The organism is Sphingomonas sp. BK036 (assembly GCF_004216825.1).
Lineage (GTDB): Bacteria > Pseudomonadota > Alphaproteobacteria > Sphingomonadales > Sphingomonadaceae > Sphingomonas.
The window spans coordinates 672,630-692,376 of sequence record NZ_SGXR01000004.1; the positions used below are offsets into that span (position 1 = coordinate 672,630).

The 19,747-nt window shown below is 68.0% G+C and carries 12 protein-coding genes; 11 read left to right on the forward strand and 1 reads right to left on the reverse strand.

The window, feature by feature from the left end:
• The first annotated feature begins 59 nt into the window (after nt 1-59).
• The 8 genes from EV283_RS10230 to trxA all read left to right on the forward strand — a co-directional run bounded on the left by EV283_RS10230 (nt 60) and on the right by trxA (nt 14,755).
• On the forward strand, nt 60-3,185 hold the full coding sequence (locus EV283_RS10230) for a TonB-dependent receptor (RefSeq protein WP_242615890.1): 3,126 nt from the start codon (nt 60-62) through the stop codon (nt 3,183-3,185).
• A gap of 141 nt (nt 3,186-3,326) precedes the next feature.
• Nucleotides 3,327-5,702 carry a PAS domain-containing sensor histidine kinase gene (locus EV283_RS10235; RefSeq protein ID WP_130324923.1) on the forward strand — a complete coding sequence of 792 codons (2,376 nt, stop codon included), beginning with the start codon at nt 3,327-3,329 and terminating at the stop codon, nt 5,700-5,702.
• Between the two features lie 124 nt (nt 5,703-5,826).
• The gene (gene tsaE, locus EV283_RS10240) at nt 5,827-6,270 is read left to right on the forward strand and encodes a tRNA (adenosine(37)-N6)-threonylcarbamoyltransferase complex ATPase subunit type 1 TsaE (protein ID WP_130324925.1); all 444 of its coding nucleotides are present in this window, start codon (nt 5,827-5,829) and stop codon (nt 6,268-6,270) included.
• Nucleotides 6,267-7,235, forward strand: a complete 969-nt coding sequence (locus EV283_RS10245) for a phosphotransferase (protein WP_207223097.1) — start codon at nt 6,267-6,269, stop codon at nt 7,233-7,235. The genes tsaE and EV283_RS10245 overlap by 4 nt, the downstream gene beginning before the upstream one ends.
• Entirely contained in the window at nt 7,232-7,987 is a 756-nt protein-coding gene (locus EV283_RS10250; protein ID WP_130324929.1) for a nucleotidyltransferase family protein, read from the forward strand. The genes EV283_RS10245 and EV283_RS10250 overlap by 4 nt, the downstream gene beginning before the upstream one ends.
• The gene (gene addB, locus EV283_RS10255) at nt 7,980-10,940 is read left to right on the forward strand and encodes a double-strand break repair protein AddB (protein ID WP_130324931.1); all 2,961 of its coding nucleotides are present in this window, start codon (nt 7,980-7,982) and stop codon (nt 10,938-10,940) included. The genes EV283_RS10250 and addB overlap by 8 nt, the downstream gene beginning before the upstream one ends.
• Complete coding sequence (gene addA, locus EV283_RS10260; protein ID WP_165391740.1) at nt 10,924-14,367, forward strand: double-strand break repair helicase AddA; 3,444 nt, start codon at nt 10,924-10,926, stop codon at nt 14,365-14,367. Before addB ends, addA begins: the two co-directional genes overlap by 17 nt.
• 64 nt (nt 14,368-14,431) lie before the next feature.
• Nucleotides 14,432-14,755 (forward strand): thioredoxin TrxA, encoded by a 324-nt coding sequence (gene trxA / locus EV283_RS10265; protein WP_055877560.1) that lies wholly within the window; start codon nt 14,432-14,434, stop codon nt 14,753-14,755.
• A gap of 105 nt (nt 14,756-14,860) precedes the next feature.
• Here trxA and argJ read toward each other — a convergent pair whose 3' ends face one another.
• On the reverse strand, nt 14,861-16,081 hold the full coding sequence (gene argJ / locus EV283_RS10270) for a bifunctional glutamate N-acetyltransferase/amino-acid acetyltransferase ArgJ (protein WP_130324935.1): 1,221 nt from the start codon (nt 16,079-16,081) through the stop codon (nt 14,861-14,863).
• A gap of 160 nt (nt 16,082-16,241) precedes the next feature.
• Between argJ and EV283_RS10275 the strand changes: the two genes are divergently transcribed.
• The 3 genes from EV283_RS10275 (at nt 16,242) to EV283_RS10285 (ending at nt 19,719) form a co-directional block, all read left to right on the forward strand.
• The gene (locus EV283_RS10275; RefSeq protein ID WP_130324937.1) at nt 16,242-16,493 is read left to right on the forward strand and encodes a hypothetical protein; all 252 of its coding nucleotides are present in this window, start codon (nt 16,242-16,244) and stop codon (nt 16,491-16,493) included.
• A 98-nt stretch (nt 16,494-16,591) separates the two neighbouring features.
• Nucleotides 16,592-19,330, forward strand: coding sequence for a preprotein translocase subunit SecA (secA, locus tag EV283_RS10280; RefSeq protein ID WP_130324939.1), 2,739 nt, complete (start codon nt 16,592-16,594; stop codon nt 19,328-19,330).
• Nucleotides 19,331-19,497: 167 nt separating this feature from the next.
• A complete protein-coding gene (locus EV283_RS10285) occupies nt 19,498-19,719 on the forward strand; it encodes a hypothetical protein (RefSeq protein WP_130324941.1) in 222 nt (73 codons plus the stop codon).
• The last annotated feature ends 28 nt before the right edge of the window (nt 19,720-19,747 follow it).

Sequence of the window (19,747 nt, forward strand, 5' to 3'; positions counted from 1 at the left end):
CAAGCGTTGGTTCAGAGGGTTTGTTTCATATGGTTGGCATCTCGGTCCGGAAGTCCGGATTGTTCGTTACTGCGTCCACGGTCGCGTTCGTATTGGCCTCGGCGATCCCGGCAGCAGCGCAGACCGCGACGCCCGTCGATGCCCAGACCCAGGCCCCCGGCGTCGATCCGGCCGCCCCGATCGGTTCGGACACCACGACCGGTGCCGTCGCGCAGACCGAGGCGCCCGAGGCCAATGCCGGCAGCGACATCGTCGTCACCGGTTCGCGCATCGCGCGCCCGACGCTGGACTCGGCGGCCCCCGTCACGACGCTGACGATTGCCGATCTGACGCGCACCGGTGGGATCACCGTCGGCGACGTCCTGAACGACCTCCCGTCGCTGCGCTCGACCTACAGCCAGGCGAGCTCGACGCAGTTCATCGGCACGTCGGGCCTGAACTTCTTGGATATGCGCGGGCTTGGCGTCACGCGCACGTTGGTGCTGGTCAACGGCCGCCGTCACATCACCTCGTCCGAGGGTGATTTCCTGGTGGATACCAACACGATCCCGACCGATCTTATCGAGCGCGTCGACGCGGTCACCGGCGGCCAGTCCGCGGTCTACGGGTCGGACGCGATGTCGGGCGTCGTCAATTTCGTGCTGAAGCGCAACTTTGAAGGCCTGACGCTCAACGCGCAGAGTGGCCTGAGCGACAAGGGCGATAATGGCACGTATCGCCTCAGCGGCACCTACGGGCAGAACTTTGCCGATGGCCGCGGAAACATCGCGCTCAACCTCGAATATAACCAGTCCGATCTGGTCACCTATGCCGATCGTCCGGGCCTGACCGGAGCGTATACCGGACGTCGTCAGTTCCAGCTGGTGGACAGCCCCGCGCTCGACAACACGGTTCCAAACCGCACGTTCCTCAAGAACGTTCACAGCTTCGGCTATGACAATGGCGGCAATTTCATCGCCTATAACGGCGCCGGGATCGGTGCATGCTCCAACGGCACCGTGGCGGCAGGATGCCTCGCCAACGGGTATCCGCGCGTGTTCGGCTTCAACTCGGCCGGATCGCTGTACGAGTATAATTACGGTACCGACTTCCGTCCGGCCGGTTCGAACAACAACAATGGCGGCGACGGCGGCATTCTCAACGATCGCGGGACGCTCCAGCCCTCGCTCAAGCGCTACGTCGCCAACGTGCTCGGCCACTTCGACGTGTCCGAGGGCTTCAAGCCGTTCATCGAGGCAAAGTTCGTTCGGGTCGAAAGCTTCAACCAGGGTACGCCGACCTTCGCCCAGGGCGGCGAGCAGGGCACGGTCGCGGACGAGGATGCCAACGGCAATCCCTTCACGCGCGCCGCGAACGGCGGGTTCAGCCGCCAGACGATCGGTATTCCGATCTCGTTCGACAACCCGTACCTCCAGCCTGGCGATGCCGCGACCATTCGCTCGCTGCTGCCGGCCGGGGCGCAGTTTTTCCGCCTGAACCGCAACAACAACGATTTCGGTACGCGCGACGAAGCCGACCGTCGTGACACCTATCGGATCGTTGGCGGTGCCGAGGGCACGTTCAACACCGACTGGAAGTATGATTTCTCCGTCAACTACGGCGAATTCCGGACGCGTTCCTCGTTCTTCAACAACCGCATCAACCAGAATTTCTACAACGCCGTGGATACGGTACGGAACGGCGCGGGTACCATCGTCTGCCGGATCAACCAGACCACGGTCACCGATCCGAACTGCGTACCGTTGAACGTGCTTGGTAATGGCGCGCCAAGCCAGGCGGCGTTGAACTACATCAACACGACGTCGCGCCGGACCGGCAAGGCAACCGAGTTCGACGTTACGGCCAATATCGTCGGCGATAGCTCGCAGCTCTTCGAACTGCCCGGTGGCCCGGTGCAGTTCGCGCTCGGCGGTGAATATCGGCGGGAGACCGCGTCCTATTCGTACGATGATCAGGTGAAGTCGGGTGCGACCTTCCTGAATGCCATTCCGGATTTCGCACCGCCTTCGTTTGCGGTGAAGGAAGCCTATGGCGAGGTCAACCTGCCGCTGCTCAAGGGCACGCGGTTCGCCGAGGAACTGACGGCCAATGCCGCAGTGCGTGTCGCGGACTATAAGGGATCGGCAGGTACCGTGTGGACGTGGAATGCGGGCGCGTTGTACGCGCCAGTCCGCGACATCAAGTTCCGCGTCAGCTACGCCAAGGCCGTCCGCGCGCCGACCTTGAGCGACCTCTATTCGTCGCCATCGCAGAACTTCGACCTTCTCAACGATCCGTGCGACGTCAACTTCATCAAGACCGGCCGTTCGACGCGAGCTGCAAACTGCGCCGCGGCCGGCGTTCCCGTCAACTTCATCAACAATGCAGCGCGGGGCGGCAGCACCGAATTCCTGTCCGGCGGCAATCCGAACCTCGAGGCGGAGACGTCGCGGAGCTGGACCTATGGCGTGGTCCTTCAGCCGTCGTTTATTCCCGGCCTCGTGGTCACGGCTGATTATTACGACATCAAGATCAGCAACGTCATCGCTGCAGTCGGCGCACAGACCATCCTCGATGCCTGCTATGACGCAGCGTCGCTGGACAACCAGTTCTGTGGCCTGATCAATCCGCGCCAGTCGAGCGGCGAGTTCGCACAGACCGCGCTGCTCCAGAGCACGGTCAACTTCGCCGCGTTGCGGGCGAAGGGCATCGATGTCGACGTGGCGTATAACCGCCGCATCTTCGCTAACGACAAGATCGCACTGCGATTCGTGGGCACCTGGGTCCGCGATCGCACCGACTATCCCTACCTTGATAACCCTTCGCAGAAGGAGCGCATCAAGGGCGAACTGGGCGATCCGGTGTACAACTTCAACGTTTCGGCCGACTATACGCATGGTCCCGTCACGCTCGGCTATCAGCTCCGTTATATCGGTCGCCAGTCGATCACCGATTGGGAGGCACAGCACGACACCAATGGCGTCGCTGCGCTCGACCCCTATTACGCGGACCGGGTCTATTACCCATCGGTCGTCTATCACGCGCTTCGTGCGTCGGTGGACGTCGACCAGCGGTTCACCATGTACGGCGGTGTCGACAACCTGACCGACAAGAAGCCGCCTTATGGTCTGCTGGGCAACGGTAACGACGCGATCTTCAATAATGTCGGCCGGTCGATGTATGTCGGCGCCCGCGTGAAGCTCTAAGCCTCACACTCTTTTCTGCCGGTTGCCGGTAGACAGCGAAGGGCGGGCCGCATGTCGGGCTCGCCCTTTTCGTTTCTCTTGGCTTTCCCCTGAGGGGCGGTTTGGCCTACATGGTCACATGAGATCGCTACAGGCATCCCGATGATGGTCCTCGGGACCGGTGTGGCCGTGACGGTAGGGGCCGTGCTGCTTCTGGCGATCCTTGCCGGATTGGCGCTGCTGTACGTGGGGCTGCGCGCGCGCGGCGCGGCGGCGGAGGCGGTCGAGGCCAATGCGCATCTGCGCGCGGTGCTCGACGGGTCGCCGGCGATCGTGACGGTGATCCGTTCGGGCGGGCGGATCGAGATGACGCAGCGGATGGCGGACTGGCTCGGGCTTGATGCGCCGCCGCGGTCGATCGGCGAGCTTGCCACCGGCGGGACGGGGCTTTCGCCCGAGGATGCCGCGCGACTGATCGCCGACATCACCGCGGCGCAGCGGTCGGGGCGGGCGTTCGTGCGCTCGGTGCGGCTGGTCGGCTCGACACGGGCGATCACGTTTCGCGGCGCGCGCGCGGCGGGCGAGATGGGCGCGAGCGGCGCGGTGCTGCTCTGGGCGTTCGATGCCACCGACAGCGAGGCGGAGATCGCGCGGCTCGCCGCGGAGACCGAACGGCTGGGATCCGCCTACGACTCGCTGACCGGGCTGATCGAGGCCGCGCCGATGCCGATGTGGTACCGCGCGACCGATTTGCGGCTGGCGATGGTGAACACCGCCTATGTCGACGCGGTCGAGGGTCGCGATGCCGCCGACGTGGTCGCGCGCGGGCTCGAACTGGTCGAGGGGTCGGGGCGTGGCGGGCCGCTGGCCGGCGCCGCGGTCGCGCGCGAGCAGGGGCGGCCGCACCAGCAGGTCCTGCCCGCGACGATCGACGGCGCGCGTCGGTCGCTGCAGATCTACGACGTACCGCTGCCGAGCGGCGGGGTGGCCGGGTTCGCGATCGATATCGAGGAGCTCGAGCAGGCGCGATCGGGCGCCAAGCGGTTTGCCGAGGCGCAGCGCGCGATGCTCGATCGGCTGTCGGCAGGCGTCGCGCAGTTCGGCGGGGACCGGTCGCTGGTCTTTTGCAATCAGCCGTTCCGGCGGATGTTCGCGATGCGTAGCGAATGGCTCGCCGACCGGCCCGAGTTCGACCGCGTGTTGGAGCGGATGCGCGAGGCGAACCGCCTGCCCGAGGTGCGCGACTTCCCGAGCTGGAAGGCGGAGCGGCGCGACTGGTTCATGCAGACCGGCTCGTCGCAGGCCGGCGGGCAGAGCGGCGGCGCGATGGAGGAGAATTGGCACCTGCGCGGCGGCACGCATCTTCGCGTGGTGGCGCAGCCCTTGCCCGATGGCGGCTTGCTGCTGATCTTCGAGGATCGCACCGAGCAGGTCCAGCTCGCCAGCGCGCGCGATACGCTGCTGCGCGTGCGGACCGCGACGTTCGACAATCTGTTCGAGGCGCTCGGCGTGTTCGCGGCGGATGGGCGGTTGCAGTTGTGGAACAACCGGTTCCGGCTGTTGTGGGGGCTGGAGGAGGAGTTCCTCGCGTCGCATCCGCGCGTCGACGCGTTTGCCGAGGCGGCGGGGGGCAAGCTGCTGACCCCCAACCGGTCGGCGCTGATCCCCGATCTGGTGCGCTCGGCGACGGTCGAGCGGCAGCAGCGCGGTGGACGCGTGGCGTTTGCCGATGGCCGGCATTTTGAGTTCGCCGGCGTACCGCTGCCCGATGGCAATGCGTTGTTCACCATGCTCGATATCACCGACAGCCGGCGCGCCGAGCAGGCGTTGCGCGACCGGGCGAACGCGCTGGAGGCGGCCGACAAGGTGAAGACCGCGTTCGTCGCCAATATGAGCTACGAACTGCGCACGCCGCTGACGTCGATCAGCGGGTTCGCGGAGATGCTCCACGGTGGCTATGCGGGCGCGATGACGCCGCAGGCGGAGGGCTATGTCGGCGCGATCCTTGAATCGGTCGAGCGGCTCGGGCTGCTGGTCGACGACGTGCTCGACCTGACTCGCGCGGAGAGCGACCGCGAGGAGACCGATCGCAGCGACGTCGATCTCGCCACTACCGTCCGCGCGGCGGCGGAGACGATCCTGCCGTCCGCCAAGCGGCGCAAGCTCGACTTCGCGGTCGAGGTGGCGCGGTCGACCGGGCGGGTGAACGGCAATCCCAAGCGGTTGAAGGAGGTCGTCGAGCATCTGCTGCGGCACGCGGTCGCGGCGACGCAGGATGGCGGGCGCGTGCTGCTGCATACCGATGGCAATGCGACCTCGGCGCGGATCGTGGTGTCGGACGACGGGGTGGGGATGGATGCGGAGGCCGTTGCGCATGCGTTCGACCGCTTTGCCGAGTCCAAGCCGATGGGGGATCGGGCGCTGGGGCTGGGGCTTCCTTTGGCGAAGCAGTTCGTCGAGGCGCATGGCGGGACGATCGAGCTAGTGTCGGAGCCGGGGGCGGGCACATTGATCACAGTCGAATTGCCGCGGCGATGAGCGCACAACTTCTGCTCCCTCTCCCCTGCGGGGAGAGGGTCGGGGTGAGGGGCTGCCACGCAGCGCTTCGCCCGGAACAGCCCCTCACCCAACCCTCTCCCCGGGGGGGAGAGGGCTCGTGCACATGATCCTGCTACCCGATCCGCAGGCGACCGAGGCGTTCGGCGCTCTGCTCGCCGAGCGCGTGCGGCCCGGCGACGTCATCACGCTCCAGGGCACGCTCGGCGCGGGGAAGACCAGCGTTGCGCGCGGGCTGCTCGCCGCGCTCGGACTCGTCGGCGAGGCGCCGTCGCCCAGTTTCGCGATCGTCCAGCCCTATGAGCCGCCCGAAGTCCGCTTTCCCGTGTTGCACGTCGACCTCTACCGGATCGATGACCCGGCCGAGATCGAGGAACTGGCGCTCGACGACGCGCGCTATGATTCGCTGCTGCTGGTCGAATGGCCCGAGCGCGCAGGGCCGGACTATTGGCCCGATGCGCTTCGGCTGAGCCTGACGATCGAGCCGGACGGCACGCGCGGCTTGACTATCGGCGTGCCGGAAGCTTGGAGGTCGCGATGGCCGACATGACCCCGCCGCCCGGCGCCGCCGCTTTTCTCGACGCTCATGGCTGGGGAGGGGCGAAGATCCTTCCGGTCGCGGGCGATGCGTCGTTCCGGCGCTATTTCCGTGCGGTGCATGGCACGCGGCAGGCTATCCTGATGGATGCGCCGCCGCCGCATGAAGACCCACGGCCGTTTATCGCGGTCGCCGAATGGCTCGTCGCGCGCGATTTCGCAGCGCCGGCGATTTTGGCGTGCGATCTGGACCAGGGGCTGGTGCTGATCGAGGATTTCGGTGACGATCGGTTGCGCGAGGCAGTCGATGCGGCGCCGGATCAGGAACTGTCGCTGTACGCACCGGCGATCGACCTGCTGGTGCGGTTGCGCGCGGAGCCGGCTGGGCCGGTGCCCCCCTATGATCGCGCGGTGCTGAAGCGCGAGGCGGGGCTGTTCGTCGAATGGTATTGCCCGGCGGTCGGGATCGCGCCCGATCTCGCAGGCTGGGACGCGGCGTGGGAGGCGGTGTTCGACCATGCCATCCCCGAAACCCCGGTCACCGTGCTCCGCGATTATCATGCCGAGAATCTGATGCTGGTTGGGCCCGAGCGGTCGCTGGGGTTGCTCGATTTCCAGGACGCGCTTGCGGGGCATCCCGCCTACGACCTCGTGTCGCTGTTGCAGGATGCGCGGCGGACGGTCGATCCGACGGTCGAGGCGGCGATGCTCGAGCGGTATCGCGCCGCCACCGATGCCGACGCGGGGTTCATGGACGCGTATCACGTGCTCGGCGCGCAGCGGAATGCCAAGATTCTCGGCATCTTCACGCGACTATGGCAGCGCGATGGCAAGCCGCATTACCCGACGATGTGCCCGCGCGTCTGGGCGTATCTGGAGCGCGACCTCGCACAGCCGGTGATGGCGCCGGTCGCGGCGTGGTTCGCGGCCAACGTACCGCCCGAGATGCGCGGTGATCCGCTGGTCCTGTCGGCATGAGCCGCCAGCAGACGATCCGCCCCGTCCCGCGTGGCACCGTCCCCGAGACGGCGATGGTGATGGCGGCGGGTCTAGGCAAGCGGATGCGGCCGCTGACAGCGACGCGGCCGAAGCCCCTGGTCAAAGTGGCAGGCAAGCCGTTGATCGATCACGTCTTCGCGCGATTGCAGGCCGCCGGCATCAAGCGGGCGGTCGTCAACGTTCATTATCTCGCGGATACGCTGGAGGCGCATGTCACGGACCGGTTCGAGGGGATCGACGTCGTGATCTCCGACGAGCGCAAGATGCTGATGGAGACGGGCGGCGGGCTCGTCCAGGCGCGCGGTCTGCTCGGCGACGCGCCGGTGCTGGTGGTCAACAGCGACAATCTGTGGATCGACGGGCCGGTCGACGCGATCAAGCTGCTCGCGTCGCGCTGGGACGATGCGACGATGGACGCGCTGCTGCTGATGGTGCCGCTTGCGCGCGCGCATAATCACCGCGGGCCGGGCGATTTCTATCTCGCTGCCGATGGGCGGATCAGCGGGCGGCGCAAGTCGGGCCGGCTCGCGCCGTTCGCCTATACCGGCATCCAGATCCTCCACCCGCGGCTGATCGCCGACTGGCCGGAGGGGCCGTTCTCGACCAACCTGTTCTGGGACCGCGCGATCGCGGCGGGTCGCGCTTATGGTCAGGTCCATCAGGGCCTGTGGTTCGATGTCGGCACGCCCGCCGCGATTCCCCGGACCGAGGCGATCCTCGCGGATGGCTGATAGCGCCACGGCGGGTCGTCCGACGCTGTACACGATCCCCGCGCACCGGGCGTTTGCCGATGCGCTGGTCGCCGGGCTGATGCGGCAGGCGGGGCGCGATCCGCTGGCACTGGCGCGCGCGCTGGTCGTGCTGCCGAACAACCGCGCGGTGAAGGCGGTGACCGAGGCGTTCGTGCGCGCGAGCGGCGGCGGGCTCGTGCTGCCGCGGCTGGTTGCGCTGGGCGATCCGGAGATGGGCGAGGCGGTCGGCGCCGCGCTCGATCCAGCGGACGATATCGATCCGCCGCTGCCCGCGGTGCCGCCCTATCAGCGCCGCATGATCCTCGCGCGGCTGGTGTCCGAAGAGCGCGCGCGTGAGGGACATCCGGTCGATGCGGCCGAGGCCGTTCGGCTGGCGGGGGAGCTCGCGCGGACGCTCGATCAGCTGCTGGTCGAGGAGGTGCCGCCGACCAGGTTGCGCGATATCGAGCTTGGCCCCGAACTGACCGAGCATTGGCGCCGCGCACTGGCGACGTTCGAGATCGTGCTGCAACGCTGGCCGGGCGAACTCGCGCGGCTCGAGCGGATCGATGCGGCGACGCGGCGCTCGGCGCTGCTCGACCGCCTCGCGCAGCGCTGGCGGAACGCGCCGCCTGCCGGAATCGTGTGTGCGGCGGGTGTGACCGATTCCGCACCCGCGGTCGCACGGCTGCTCCGCTGCATCGCCGACATGCCGCACGGGATGGTGGTGTTCGCCGGGCTCGACCTCGCGCTGCCGGATGAGGAATGGGACGCGCTCGGGCCGCATGACCCGCACCCGGTGACGGGGCTGACGCGGCGCTCGATCGAGACGCATCCGCAGTTCGATGCCAAGCTGATGCTCCTGCGCATGGGCGTCGCGCGCGGCGAGGTGCAGACCTGGCGAGAGGGCGGCGGGCACGACGCCGACGCCGCGCGCGGCCGGGCGATCGCTAACGCGCTGGCACCGGCGGATTTCACGGGCAAGTGGACGCAGATCGCGGCGGAGGATCGCCGCTTGAAGGGGGTCACAGCCGCCGAACTCGCGACGCCGGCGGAGGAGGCTCAGGCGATTGCGCTGGTCCTGCGTGAGGCGCTGGAGGTGTCCGAGCGGACCGCGGCGCTGGTCACGCCGGACCGCGCGCTGGCTCGCCGGGTTGCGGCGCATCTCGGACGTTGGGGGATCGGGATCGACGACAGCGCGGGACGGCCTTTGTCGATCCTGCCACCGGGGACGCTGTTGCTCGCGCTCGCGGAGGCGGCGGCGCAGCGCTTCTCGCCGCTCGCGCTGCTGGCGTTGCTCAAGCATCCGCTGGTGCGCAGCGGCGAGGATCGCTTGCTGTGGCTCGACGGCGCGCGCGCGCTCGACCGACGGTTGCGCGGGCCGCGACCGGCGGCGGGGCTCGACGGGATCGCTGGGCATCTGGAGGAGCGCAAGGGGACGGCGGCGACGTGGTGGGTCGACGTCCAGCCGCTGCTGACGCCGCTGGCCGGCGCGTTCGATCAGGGACCGCAGCCCTTGGCCTCGGTGCTCGCCTGCCTGCGCGAGACGGCGCAGGCCTTGTGCGGCGACAATCTTTGGTCGGGGCTCGCGGGCCGTGCCGCGGCGGAGTTCCTGGCCGATCTGGAAGCCGAAGCGCCCGCCGGACCGCCGCGGGTCGATCCGCGCGAGGTGCCGCAATTGCTGCGGACGCTGCTCGACGAAGTTGCGGTGCGGCCCGCGCCGGGCGGGCATCCGCGGCTGGCGATCTATGGCCTGATCGAGGCGCGGTTGCAGACCGCCGATGTGATGGTGCTGGGCGGGCTGAACGAAGGCGTGTGGCCGGGGCGGCCCGCGCCCGATCCGTGGCTCGCGCCGCGCATCCGCATGGAGCTTGGCCTGCCGGGGCTGGAGCGGCGTGTCGGCACCGCGGCGCATGATTTTGCGCAGGCGCTTGGCGCTCCCCGCGCGGTCGTGACGCGCGCGCGGCGCGATGCGAAGTCGCCGGCGCTGGCGTCGCGGCTCTGGCTTCGGTTGCAGGCGCTGGCGGGCGATCGGTTCGAGCGCGCGTCGGCGCTGGAAGGCTGGACGCGCGCGCTTGACGATCCGGGCGAGCATCTGCCCGCCGATCGGCCTGCACCGTCGCCGCCGGCGCTGCTGCGACCCAGGGCGATTTCCGTCACCGAGGTCGATCGCCTGAAGGCCGACCCCTATGCCTTCTATGCGCGGCGCGTGCTCGGGCTGATGCCGCTCGATCCGGTCGATGCCGATCCGAGCGCGGCGTGGCGCGGGACCGCGGTGCACGACATTCTCGAACAATGGTGGAAGCAGGACGGCTGCACCGTCGACACGCTGCGGTTGCGCGCAAAGGCGATGCTCGACGACGAGCGGACGCATCCGATGATGCGCGCGCTGTGGCAGCCGCGGCTGCTCGAGGCGATCGACTGGATCGCGGGCGCTATCGTTGCGCAGGGAGACGACGGCCGCAGCGTCGCCAGCGCCGAGGGCAAGGGCAAGATCGAGATCGCCGGCGTCACCTTGTCGGGGCGCTACGACCGGATCGACCGGCTGGCCGATGGTCGCCTCGCGGTGATCGACTACAAGACGGGCAAGCCGCCTTCGCCGACCGCGGTACGCGCGGGCTACAGCCTGCAGCTCGGTCTGCTCGGGCTGATCGCCGAGCGGGGCGGGTTCGCCGACGTCTCGGGCACCGCGGGCGCGTTCGAATATTGGTCGCTCGGCAAGAAGCGCGATGCGTTCGGCTATATCGAGAGCCCGGTCGATCCCGAGGGCAAGCGCGACAAGATCCCGACCGCCGAGTTCACGTCGATCGCCGCGCACAACTTCACCGAAGTGGTCGGCGAATGGCTCACGGGCAGCGCGGCGTTCACCGCGAAGCTCGTGCCCGAATATGCCCCCTATGCCGAGTATGACCAGCTGATGCGACGCGACGAATGGTATGGCCGTGAGCGGTGATGCGCTCGCCACGCTGCCCCGGCTGCGGGGCGCGCAGGCCAATGCGAGCGACCCGTCGTCGCATGTCTGGCTGTCGGCGTCCGCTGGCACCGGCAAGACCCAGGTGCTGGCGGCGCGCGTGTTCCGGCTGCTATTGCGCGGCGTCGATCCCGGCGCGATCCTGTGCCTGACCTTCACCAAGGCGGGCGCGGCGGAGATGGCGCAGCGGATCAACGGGCGGCTGGCCGCATGGGTGCGGATGCCGGGGCCGAAGTTGTTCCTGGATTTGCAGGCTTTGGGCGAAGAGGGCAGCCCTGCTCAGCAGGACCGCGCGCGCACGCTGTTCGCCAAGGTGCTCGACGCGCCGGGCGGGGGGCTGCGGATCCAGACGATTCACGGGTTTTGCCAGGGGTTGCTGGCCGCGTTCCCGGTCGAGGCCGGGCTGACGCCGGGGTTCCGGCCGCTCGAGGCGCGCGAAGAGGCGGGGCTCGCGCGCGAGGCGCTGGCGAGCCTGTTGTCGGATGCCGAGCGCGACGGGCGCGAGCGTCCGGTCGAGATCGTCGGCCGCCTCTCGCTGCGGATGGGCGAGGGCGGGGCGGAGGCGTTCCTGCTGGCGTGCGCGCGCGCGCTGCCCGCGCTGGAGGCGCTGCCGGTCGGGATCCAGCCATGGCTGCGCCGCGAACTCGGCCTGCCGTCGGGCGATATCGACGAGGCGATCGCCGAGTGGTGCGATGCGCTGGACCTGAACGCGATCGCGCGGATCGCGGCGGCCAATCGTACGTGGGGGACGGCGACGGGGCTGGCGGCGGCAGCGACCGTGCAGCGCTGGCTCGACTCCGAGGATCGCGCGGCGACCCTGGCCGATCTTGCCGGCGTCGTGCTGACCGGCAAGGGCGAACCGCGCAAGGCGTCGAAGAAGCTGATCGATGCCGATCCCGATTACGAGGTGCTCGCGCGCGATCTGGGCGAGGCGTGCACCGACGTGCTGTCGATGGTGCAGCGCGCGATCTATTGCGATCTGCTTGGCGACGGGCTCGAGGTCGGTCGCGACTATGCGCGCGCCTATGCGCAGGCCAAGCGCCGCGCAGGGGCGGTCGATTTCGACGACCTGATCGCGACGACGGTGGCGTTGCTCGACCAGCCGGGGATCGGCGAATGGGTGCGCTACAAGCTCGATCAGGCGACCGAGCATCTGCTGATCGACGAGGCGCAGGACACCAACGGGCATCAGTGGCGGATCGTGCGTGCGCTCGCGGACGAGTTCTTCGTCGGCCGCGGCATCTATGCGCCGTCGACGCGGACGCTGTTCACGGTCGGCGACTACAAGCAGGCGATCTTCGGGTTCCAGGGGACCGACCCGCTCAATTTCCAGGCGGCCGAACAGTATTTCGGCGGGCGTGCGACCGAGGCGCTGGGCGACGACGACTGGCCCGAGGAGGAGCGCGGGCTGCCCCTCGCGCGGTTGTCGCTGCGGCATTCGTTCCGCTCGACGCGGACCGTGCTGGAGTTCGTCGATGCCGCGATCGACGCGATCGGCGAGCCGGGGCTTGGGATCGCGGGCGAGGTCGAGCGGCATGCCAGCGAAGTCGCCGGGCCGGGCACCGTGACGTTGTGGCCGCCGGTCTCCGCGGGCGGCAGCGAGGATGACGAAGAAGGCTGGGTCGACGACGCGGTGCGCAAGCTCGCCAGCGATATCGCGCGCGCGGTGAAGCGCTGGCTCGCGCCCGACACGGGGCTGATGCTCGAGAGCAAAGGGCGCAGGCTTCGGCCCGAGGACGTGATGATCCTCGTCAAGCGGCGCGGCGACCTCGCCTCGCTGATCGTCGCGCGGCTCTATGCCGAGGGCGTGCCGGTGGCGGGGGTCGACCGGCTGCGGCTTAACGCGCCGCTGGCGGTGCAGGATCTGCTCGCGACGATCCGCTTCGTGTTGCAGCCCGAGGACGATCTGAGCGTCGCGGCGCTGCTCGTGTCGCCGTTGATCGGGTGGACGCAGGACGAGTTGATGGCGGCGGCACCGCGCGAAGCCGGGCCGCTGTGGCGGCATCTGCAACGCACGCAGTCGTCTGCGCGACTCGCGCCGTTGCTGGCGATGCTTGCGCGCGCCGACATCGCGACGCCGTATCAATTCCTGGAGGAGCTGTTGTCGGGGCCGCTCGATGGTCGCCGGAAGCTGATCCGGCGGTTGGGGACCGAGGCGCGCGATCCGATCGAGGAGCTGCTCAACGCCGCGCTGACGTTCGAGAGCACGACGACGCCGTCGTTGCAGCGCTTCCTCGACTGGTTCGATCGCGGCGATGTCGAGATCGTCCGCGATCCGTCCGCGCCGCTCGATGCGGTGCGGGTGATGACGGCGCATGGTGCGAAGGGGTTGCAGGCGCCGCTGGTGATCCTGGCGGATGCGACCGCGGATCCGTCGGCGGCACCGCGATCGATCCTCAAATGGGCGCCCGAGCCCGGCGCCGCGCCGATCCCGGTGTTCCGCCCGCGATCGAACGAGCGTGGGGGGCCGCTGGATGCGGTGGTGTCGGCGGCCGAGCAGCGCGAACTCGAGGAGCATTGGCGACTGTTCTACGTCGCGGCGACGCGCGCGGAGGAACGGCTGGTGATCGCGGGGGCTCTGGGCACGCGGGCGAAGGGCGTGCCGCCGGAGAATAGCTGGTACGCAGCGGCCGATCGTGCGCTGACCGCGCTTGCGGTGCCGCCCTCCGAGGAGGGCAGCGGCGAGGAGCGGCGTTTCGTCGGGGTCGAGCCCCAGCCTGCGGTGAACGCCAAGGCTTCGGCATCGGCGGAACGTCCGGCGGATGCGCATCTCCCGGCCTGGGCGCACGCACCGGCGCCGATCGAGGCGCGTCCGCCGCGCCCCTTGTCGCCGTCCGCGCTGGGCGACGACGCGGTCTCCGATCCGCCGCCTACGCCTGCGATGCGGGTCGCGGCGGAGCGGGGGCGGCTGATTCATGCGTTGTTCGAGCGGCTGCCGGCGGTTGCTGCCCCCGATCGTGCCGATGCAGCCGATCGCTGGCTGGCGAAGGCGGGCGGCGTCGACGATGCCGCGGCGCGCGCGGACATCATGCGCAGCGTCGTCGCGGTGCTCGACGATCCGCGCTTTGCCGAGCTGTTCGGCGCGGATACGCTGGCCGAGGCCCCGATCGCGGCGACCTTGCCGAACGGCATCGTCGTGTCGGGCACGGTCGATCGCCTGCTGATCGAGGCGGACCGCATCCGCGTCGTCGACTTCAAGACCGGGCGGCGCGCGCCGGGCGGGCTGGACGACGTGCCCGACTATCATCTGAAGCAGATGGCGGCCTATGCCGAGGCGCTGGGCGTGATCTTTCCGGGGCGGATCGTCGAGGCGGCGTTGCTGTACACCGCGGGACCGCGCCTCATCGTGCTGAACGATGCGACGCTGGCCGCGAACAAGCCGCACTATCGGCCCACGGAGCAAAGCTAGCGCTTCGGTGGTTGAGCGAACACACGCGCGACCCTAGATTGCGTTCAACGAAGGAGAATTCACGATGGCGACCAAGCAGATTACCGATGCCAGCTTCGATGCAGACGTGCTGAACGCGGACGGGCCCGTGCTCGTCGATTTCTGGGCGGAATGGTGCGGCCCGTGCAAGATGATCGGACCCTCGCTCGAGGAAATCTCCGAGGAGTTGGGCGAGAAGGTGACGATCGCCAAGCTCAACATCGACGAGAACCCCGACGCGCCGGGCAAGTACGGCGTCCGCGGCATCCCGACGATGATCCTGTTCAAGGGCGGTGCGCCCGCCGCGACCAAGGTCGGCGCCGAGCCCAAGGGCCGACTGAAGGCCTGGCTCGAGGGTGAGCTCGCCTAAACTAGAGCCTTCCGTCATCCCAGCGAAAGCTGGGATCTCCCGGTTCGGGCCGCACCCTAGCCAACCGGGATACCCCAGCTTTCGCTGGGGTGACGGACGGGGGTTTCAGCTGCGATAGTCGGCGTTGATCGAGATATAGCCGTGCGTCAGGTCGCAGGTCCACACGGTGGCCCGGCCGTCCCCGAGCGCAAGATCGACGCCGATTTCGACCTCCTGACCCTTCAGATGCGCCGCAACCGGCGCCTCGTCATAACCGCTGAGCGCTAGGCCACCTTCCGCAACCTGCGTATTGCCGAACCGGATCGACAGCGTATCCCGATCGGCGGGTTCGCCGGCCTTGCCGACCGCCATGACGACGCGGCCCCAGTTCGCGTCCTCGCCCGCGATCGCCGTTTTTACCAGCGGCGAGTTGGCGATGCTCATCGCGATGCGGTGTGCGCTGCGGTCGCTCTCGGCGCCGGTCACCTGGATTTCGATCAGCTTCTGCGCGCCTTCGCCGTCCCGGACGACGAGCATGGCGAGCTGATGGCAGAGGTCCGCCAGCGCCGCCCGGAACGCATCGGCGCCGACGCCGTCATCATCCGTGAGCGCCGCGTTACCCGCCTTGCCGGTCGCGAATGCGAGCACGGTGTCGCTGGTCGAGGTATCGCTGTCGACGGTGATGCACGAGAAGCTCGGCACGTTCGCCTTCGAGAGCGCGCCCTGCAGGAACTCGGGCTCGACCGCGGCGTCGGTGAAGATGAAGCCGAGCATCGTCGCCATGTCCGGCGCGATCATCCCCGAACCCTTGATGATGCCGACGAGGGTGACCGTGCGGTCGCCGATCACCGCAGTCGTCACCGCGCCCTTGGTGAATGTGTCGGTCGTCATGATCGTCGCGGCCGCATCCTCCCAGCCGCAAGGCTCGGCGGCGAACGCGGCGTCGAGCCCGGCTTCGGCCTTGTCGATCGGCAGAGGCACGCCGATCACCCCGGTCGAGGATACGAACACGTCCGAAGGCTGGCAGCCGAGATGCGCTGCGGTCCGCGCCGCGATCGCCTCGACCGCCGCCCGGCCCCGCGACCCGGTGAACGCGTTCGAATTGCCCGCATTCACCACCAGCGCACGCGCCTGCCCGAGCGTTAGCGCCGCGCGGCACCATTCCACCTCGGGCGACGGACATTTGCTCGTCGTCAGCACGCCCGCGACGACCGTTCCTGGTTCGAGCGTCACGAAGGTCAGGTCACATCGGTCCCACGCCTTGTACCGCGCGCGCGCGACGTGCAGCGCAACGCCGTCGATGGCAGGCGCGGCGGGGAAGGGCAAAGCAAGGGGGGAGGTCTGCATGCGACCCTCATAGTCGCTGCGTTCCGGCCTGCAAGATAGCCGGTTGCGCGTCACCGCCGCCCGTGAGCCGGTGTCGATGAGCGGCATCACGCGGTCGCCAGTTGCTGCCATCCGACGAACGGTAGATTTTACACGCAAGCTCGCATAAAGCCGGTCCCGCATGAACCTGCTGCTTCTCCTTTCCGCCCTCCTGTCCGCGCTGACCGGCGCGGTACCGGGTGTGCGTGGGCAGTCGGCGCAGGCGGTGGCGCAGGGCAGCATCTGCGCGCAGGCCGCCGTCGTCGCCGTGGCGAAGGTCGCGGAGCGGCCGGTTGCGGCGCTCGCCTCGCTCGAGGACGTTGCCGTCTCCGCGACGTTGCGCACCATAGACGTCGGCAACACCCCGATCTGGGCGGACCGTCGGCGCGAATAGCGTCGGGCGCGTGATCCCTCGGCCTGCGGGCCGCTCCCTATTCTTCCGCGTGCGGGCGCAAAGCGTGCCGCCGCGTCTCATATCCAGGAAATCTGCCCATGTTCGGTGGCCTCGCCAAATCGCTGTTCGGTTCGTCCAACGACCGGTACGTCAAGTCGCTCAACCCGATCCTCGCGAAGATCGCCTCGTTCGAGCCGTCGCTGCAGGCGATGTCGGACGACGAACTCTCGGGCCAGACGGTCAAGTTCCGCGCGCGCCTCGCCGAGGGCGAGAAGCTCGACGACCTGCTCCCCGAGGCGTTCGCGACCGTCCGTGAAGCCGCCAAGCGCGTGCTCGGCCAGCGCCATTACGACGTGCAGATGGTCGGCGGCATCGTCCTCCACCGCGGCGAGATCGCCGAGATGCGCACCGGCGAGGGCAAGACGCTCGTCGCCACGCTCGCGACCTATCTCAACGCACTGCCCGGCGACGGCGTCCACGTCGTCACCGTCAACGACTACCTCGCCGCGCGCGACGCGGAGTGGATGGGGCAGGTCTATACCTTCCTCGGCATGACGATCGGCGTCATCATCCCGAACCTGTCCGACGAGGAGCGCCGCGCCGCCTACGCCGCGGACATCACCTACGGGACGAACAACGAATTCGGGTTCGACTATCTCCGCGATAACATGAAGTATGAGCGCAGCGCGATGACGCAGCGCCCCTTCAACTTCGCGGTGGTCGACGAGGTCGATTCGGTGCTGATCGACGAAGCGCGCACGCCGCTGATCATCTCGGGGCCCACCGACGACAAGTCCGAGCTGTACATGCAGGTCGACGCGGTCGTGAAGCAGCTCGATCCCGCCGACTACGACAAGGACGAGAAGCAGAAGACGATCATCCTTACCGAGGATGGCACCGAAAAGGTCGAGCGGATGCTCGAGGCGGCGGGGCTGCTCGAAGGGCAGAACCTGTACGACTTCGAGAACACGCAGGTCGTCCATCACCTCAACCAGGCGTTGCGCGCGATCGTGATGTTCAAGTCGGACATCGACTACATCGTCAAGGACGGCAAGGTCATCATCATCGACGAGTTCACCGGTCGCATGATGGACGGCCGGCGCTGGTCGGACGGCCTGCACCAAGCGGTCGAGGCGAAGGAGGGCGTCCAGATCGAGCCCGAGAACCAGACGATGGCCTCGATCACCTTCCAGAACTATTTCCGCATGTACCCCAAGATCGGCGGCATGACCGGCACCGCGGCGACCGAGGCGGCCGAGTTCTACGACATCTACAAGATCAACGTCGTCAGCATCCCGACCAACGTCACGGTCAAGCGCGTCGACGAGGAAGACGAGTTCTACAAGGACACCAAGGACAAGTTCGCGGCGATCGCCAAGAAGATCAAGCATCACGCCGATCTCGGCCAGCCGGTGCTGGTCGGCACGGTGTCGATCGAGAAGTCCGAGCTGCTGAGCGAGTTCCTGGTCGGCGAGCAGGTCGAGCACAAGGTGCTGAACGCGCGCTTCCACGAGATGGAGGCGCACATCGTCGCGCAGGCCGGACGCAAGTCCGCGGTGACGATCGCGACCAACATGGCGGGCCGCGGCACCGACATCAAACTGGGCGGCAACCTCGAATTCCGCATGCTCGACGAGCATCCCGAGCTCGTCGAGGGCACGCCCGAATATGCCGCCGAGGCGGCGCGGATCGAGATCGAGATCGAGGCGGAGAAGCAGGCGGTGCTGGCTGCGGGTGGCCTGTTCGTGCTCGGCACCGAGCGGCACGAGAGCCGGCGTATCGACAACCAGCTGCGCGGGCGCTCGGGGCGTCAGGGCGATCCGGGCCTGTCGCGCTTCTATCTGAGCCTCGACGACGATCTGCTCCGGATCTTCGGGCCGGACACGCTGTTCGCAAAGATGATGCGCAACAATATCGAGGATGGCGAGGCGATCGGCAGCAAGTGGCTGAGCAAGGCGATCGAGACCGCGCAGAAGAAGGTCGAAGCGCGCAACTACGACATCCGCAAGCAGGTCGTCGAATATGACGACGTGATGAACGAGCAGCGCAAGGTCATCTACGAGCAGCGCGCGGACATCATGGATGCCGAGACGGTCGGCGACGTGGTCACCGACATGCGCGCGGAAACGGTCAACGTAATCATCGGCGATGCATGCCCGCCCAACTCGTATCCCGAGCAGTGGGACGTCGCGGGGATGAAGGCGCGGCTCGCCGAGGTGATGAACCTCGAGCCGCCGATCGACGCGTGGCTGCTCGAGGAATCGGTCGACCCCGAGATGATCGAGGAGCGAGTCCGCGCGATGGCGGACGAGGCGATCGCGACGAAGGCCGCGGATCTGGATGCGGAGACGTGGACATCGGTCGAGAAGTCGATCCTGCTGCAGAATCTCGACCATCACTGGAAGGAGCATCTGGCCACGCTCGACGCGCTGCGCCAGGTCGTCCATCTGCGTGCCTATGCACAGAAGACGCCGATCAACGAATACAAGCAGGAGGCGTTCTCGCTGTTCCAGCGGATGCTCGAGACGATCCGCGAGGACGTGACAAAGACGATCGCGCATGCGCAGTTCCAGATGCAGGCGCCGGTCGGGCTTCCCGAGCTGCCCGACTTCATCACGACGCATTTCGACCCGTTCACCGGCGAGGACAATTCGAACGACTTCGATGCGGGCACGCGTGGCCACATCACGTCGACGATGCCGCCGCTCCAGATCCCGCAGCCGCAGGAGGCCGATATCGGCGAGGATCCGGCGAATTGGGAAGGCGTGGTCAGTCGCAACGCGCCATGCCCGTGCGGGTCGGGCCGCAAGTACAAGCAGTGCCACGGCGCGGTGTGATCGATTGAACCCGGCCTGTTCGGACGCTTGGGCGTCCCGGGCAGGCCGGAGCGTTGCCTCTCGGATCCGCTCGACGCGACGCCGGAGAACATGAACGAAATCTCACGGAACGTCAGCAAGTTGATCGTGTTTTCTAAGTCCTGATCTCGTCGATAAAGGACTTTGGCATGCGGTATCTTACGCTGGTTGCTCTTCCGTTGCTGGCCATGAGTGCGTCTCCCGTGCTGGCCAAGGGCTGTATCCGTGGCGCGGCGGCGGGCGGCGTCGGTGGCCATTTCGTCGGCAAGGGGCATGCGGTGATGGGCGCTGCGGTCGGCTGTGCCGTAGCGCATCACCATTATGCCAAACAGGCCAAGGCGGAGAAGGCGCGCGCGCGCACCAACGGCTGAGCTAGCTTTTAATACTGTGGCGTCGATG

Bases quoted from the DNA above. Each gene is read 5' to 3' on its own strand.
- secA (WP_130324939.1), top strand. From the start codon at position 16,592: ATGTTCGGTGGCCTCGCCAAATCGCTGTTCGGTTCGTCCAACGACCGG.
- EV283_RS10275 (WP_130324937.1), top strand. From the start codon at position 16,242: ATGAACCTGCTGCTTCTCCTTTCCGCCCTCCTGTCCGCGCTGACCGGC.
- addB (WP_130324931.1), top strand. From the start codon at position 7,980: ATGGCTGATAGCGCCACGGCGGGTCGTCCGACGCTGTACACGATCCCC.
- EV283_RS10250 (WP_130324929.1), top strand. From the start codon at position 7,232: ATGAGCCGCCAGCAGACGATCCGCCCCGTCCCGCGTGGCACCGTCCCC.
- EV283_RS10245 (WP_207223097.1), top strand. From the start codon at position 6,267: ATGACCCCGCCGCCCGGCGCCGCCGCTTTTCTCGACGCTCATGGCTGG.
- EV283_RS10285 (WP_130324941.1), top strand. From the start codon at position 19,498: ATGCGGTATCTTACGCTGGTTGCTCTTCCGTTGCTGGCCATGAGTGCG.
- trxA (WP_055877560.1), top strand. From the start codon at position 14,432: ATGGCGACCAAGCAGATTACCGATGCCAGCTTCGATGCAGACGTGCTG.
- tsaE (WP_130324925.1), top strand. From the start codon at position 5,827: ATGATCCTGCTACCCGATCCGCAGGCGACCGAGGCGTTCGGCGCTCTG.
- EV283_RS10235 (WP_130324923.1), top strand. From the start codon at position 3,327: ATGATGGTCCTCGGGACCGGTGTGGCCGTGACGGTAGGGGCCGTGCTG.
- argJ (WP_130324935.1), bottom strand. From the start codon at position 16,081: ATGCAGACCTCCCCCCTTGCTTTGCCCTTCCCCGCCGCGCCTGCCATC.
- addA (WP_165391740.1), top strand. From the start codon at position 10,924: ATGGCCGTGAGCGGTGATGCGCTCGCCACGCTGCCCCGGCTGCGGGGC.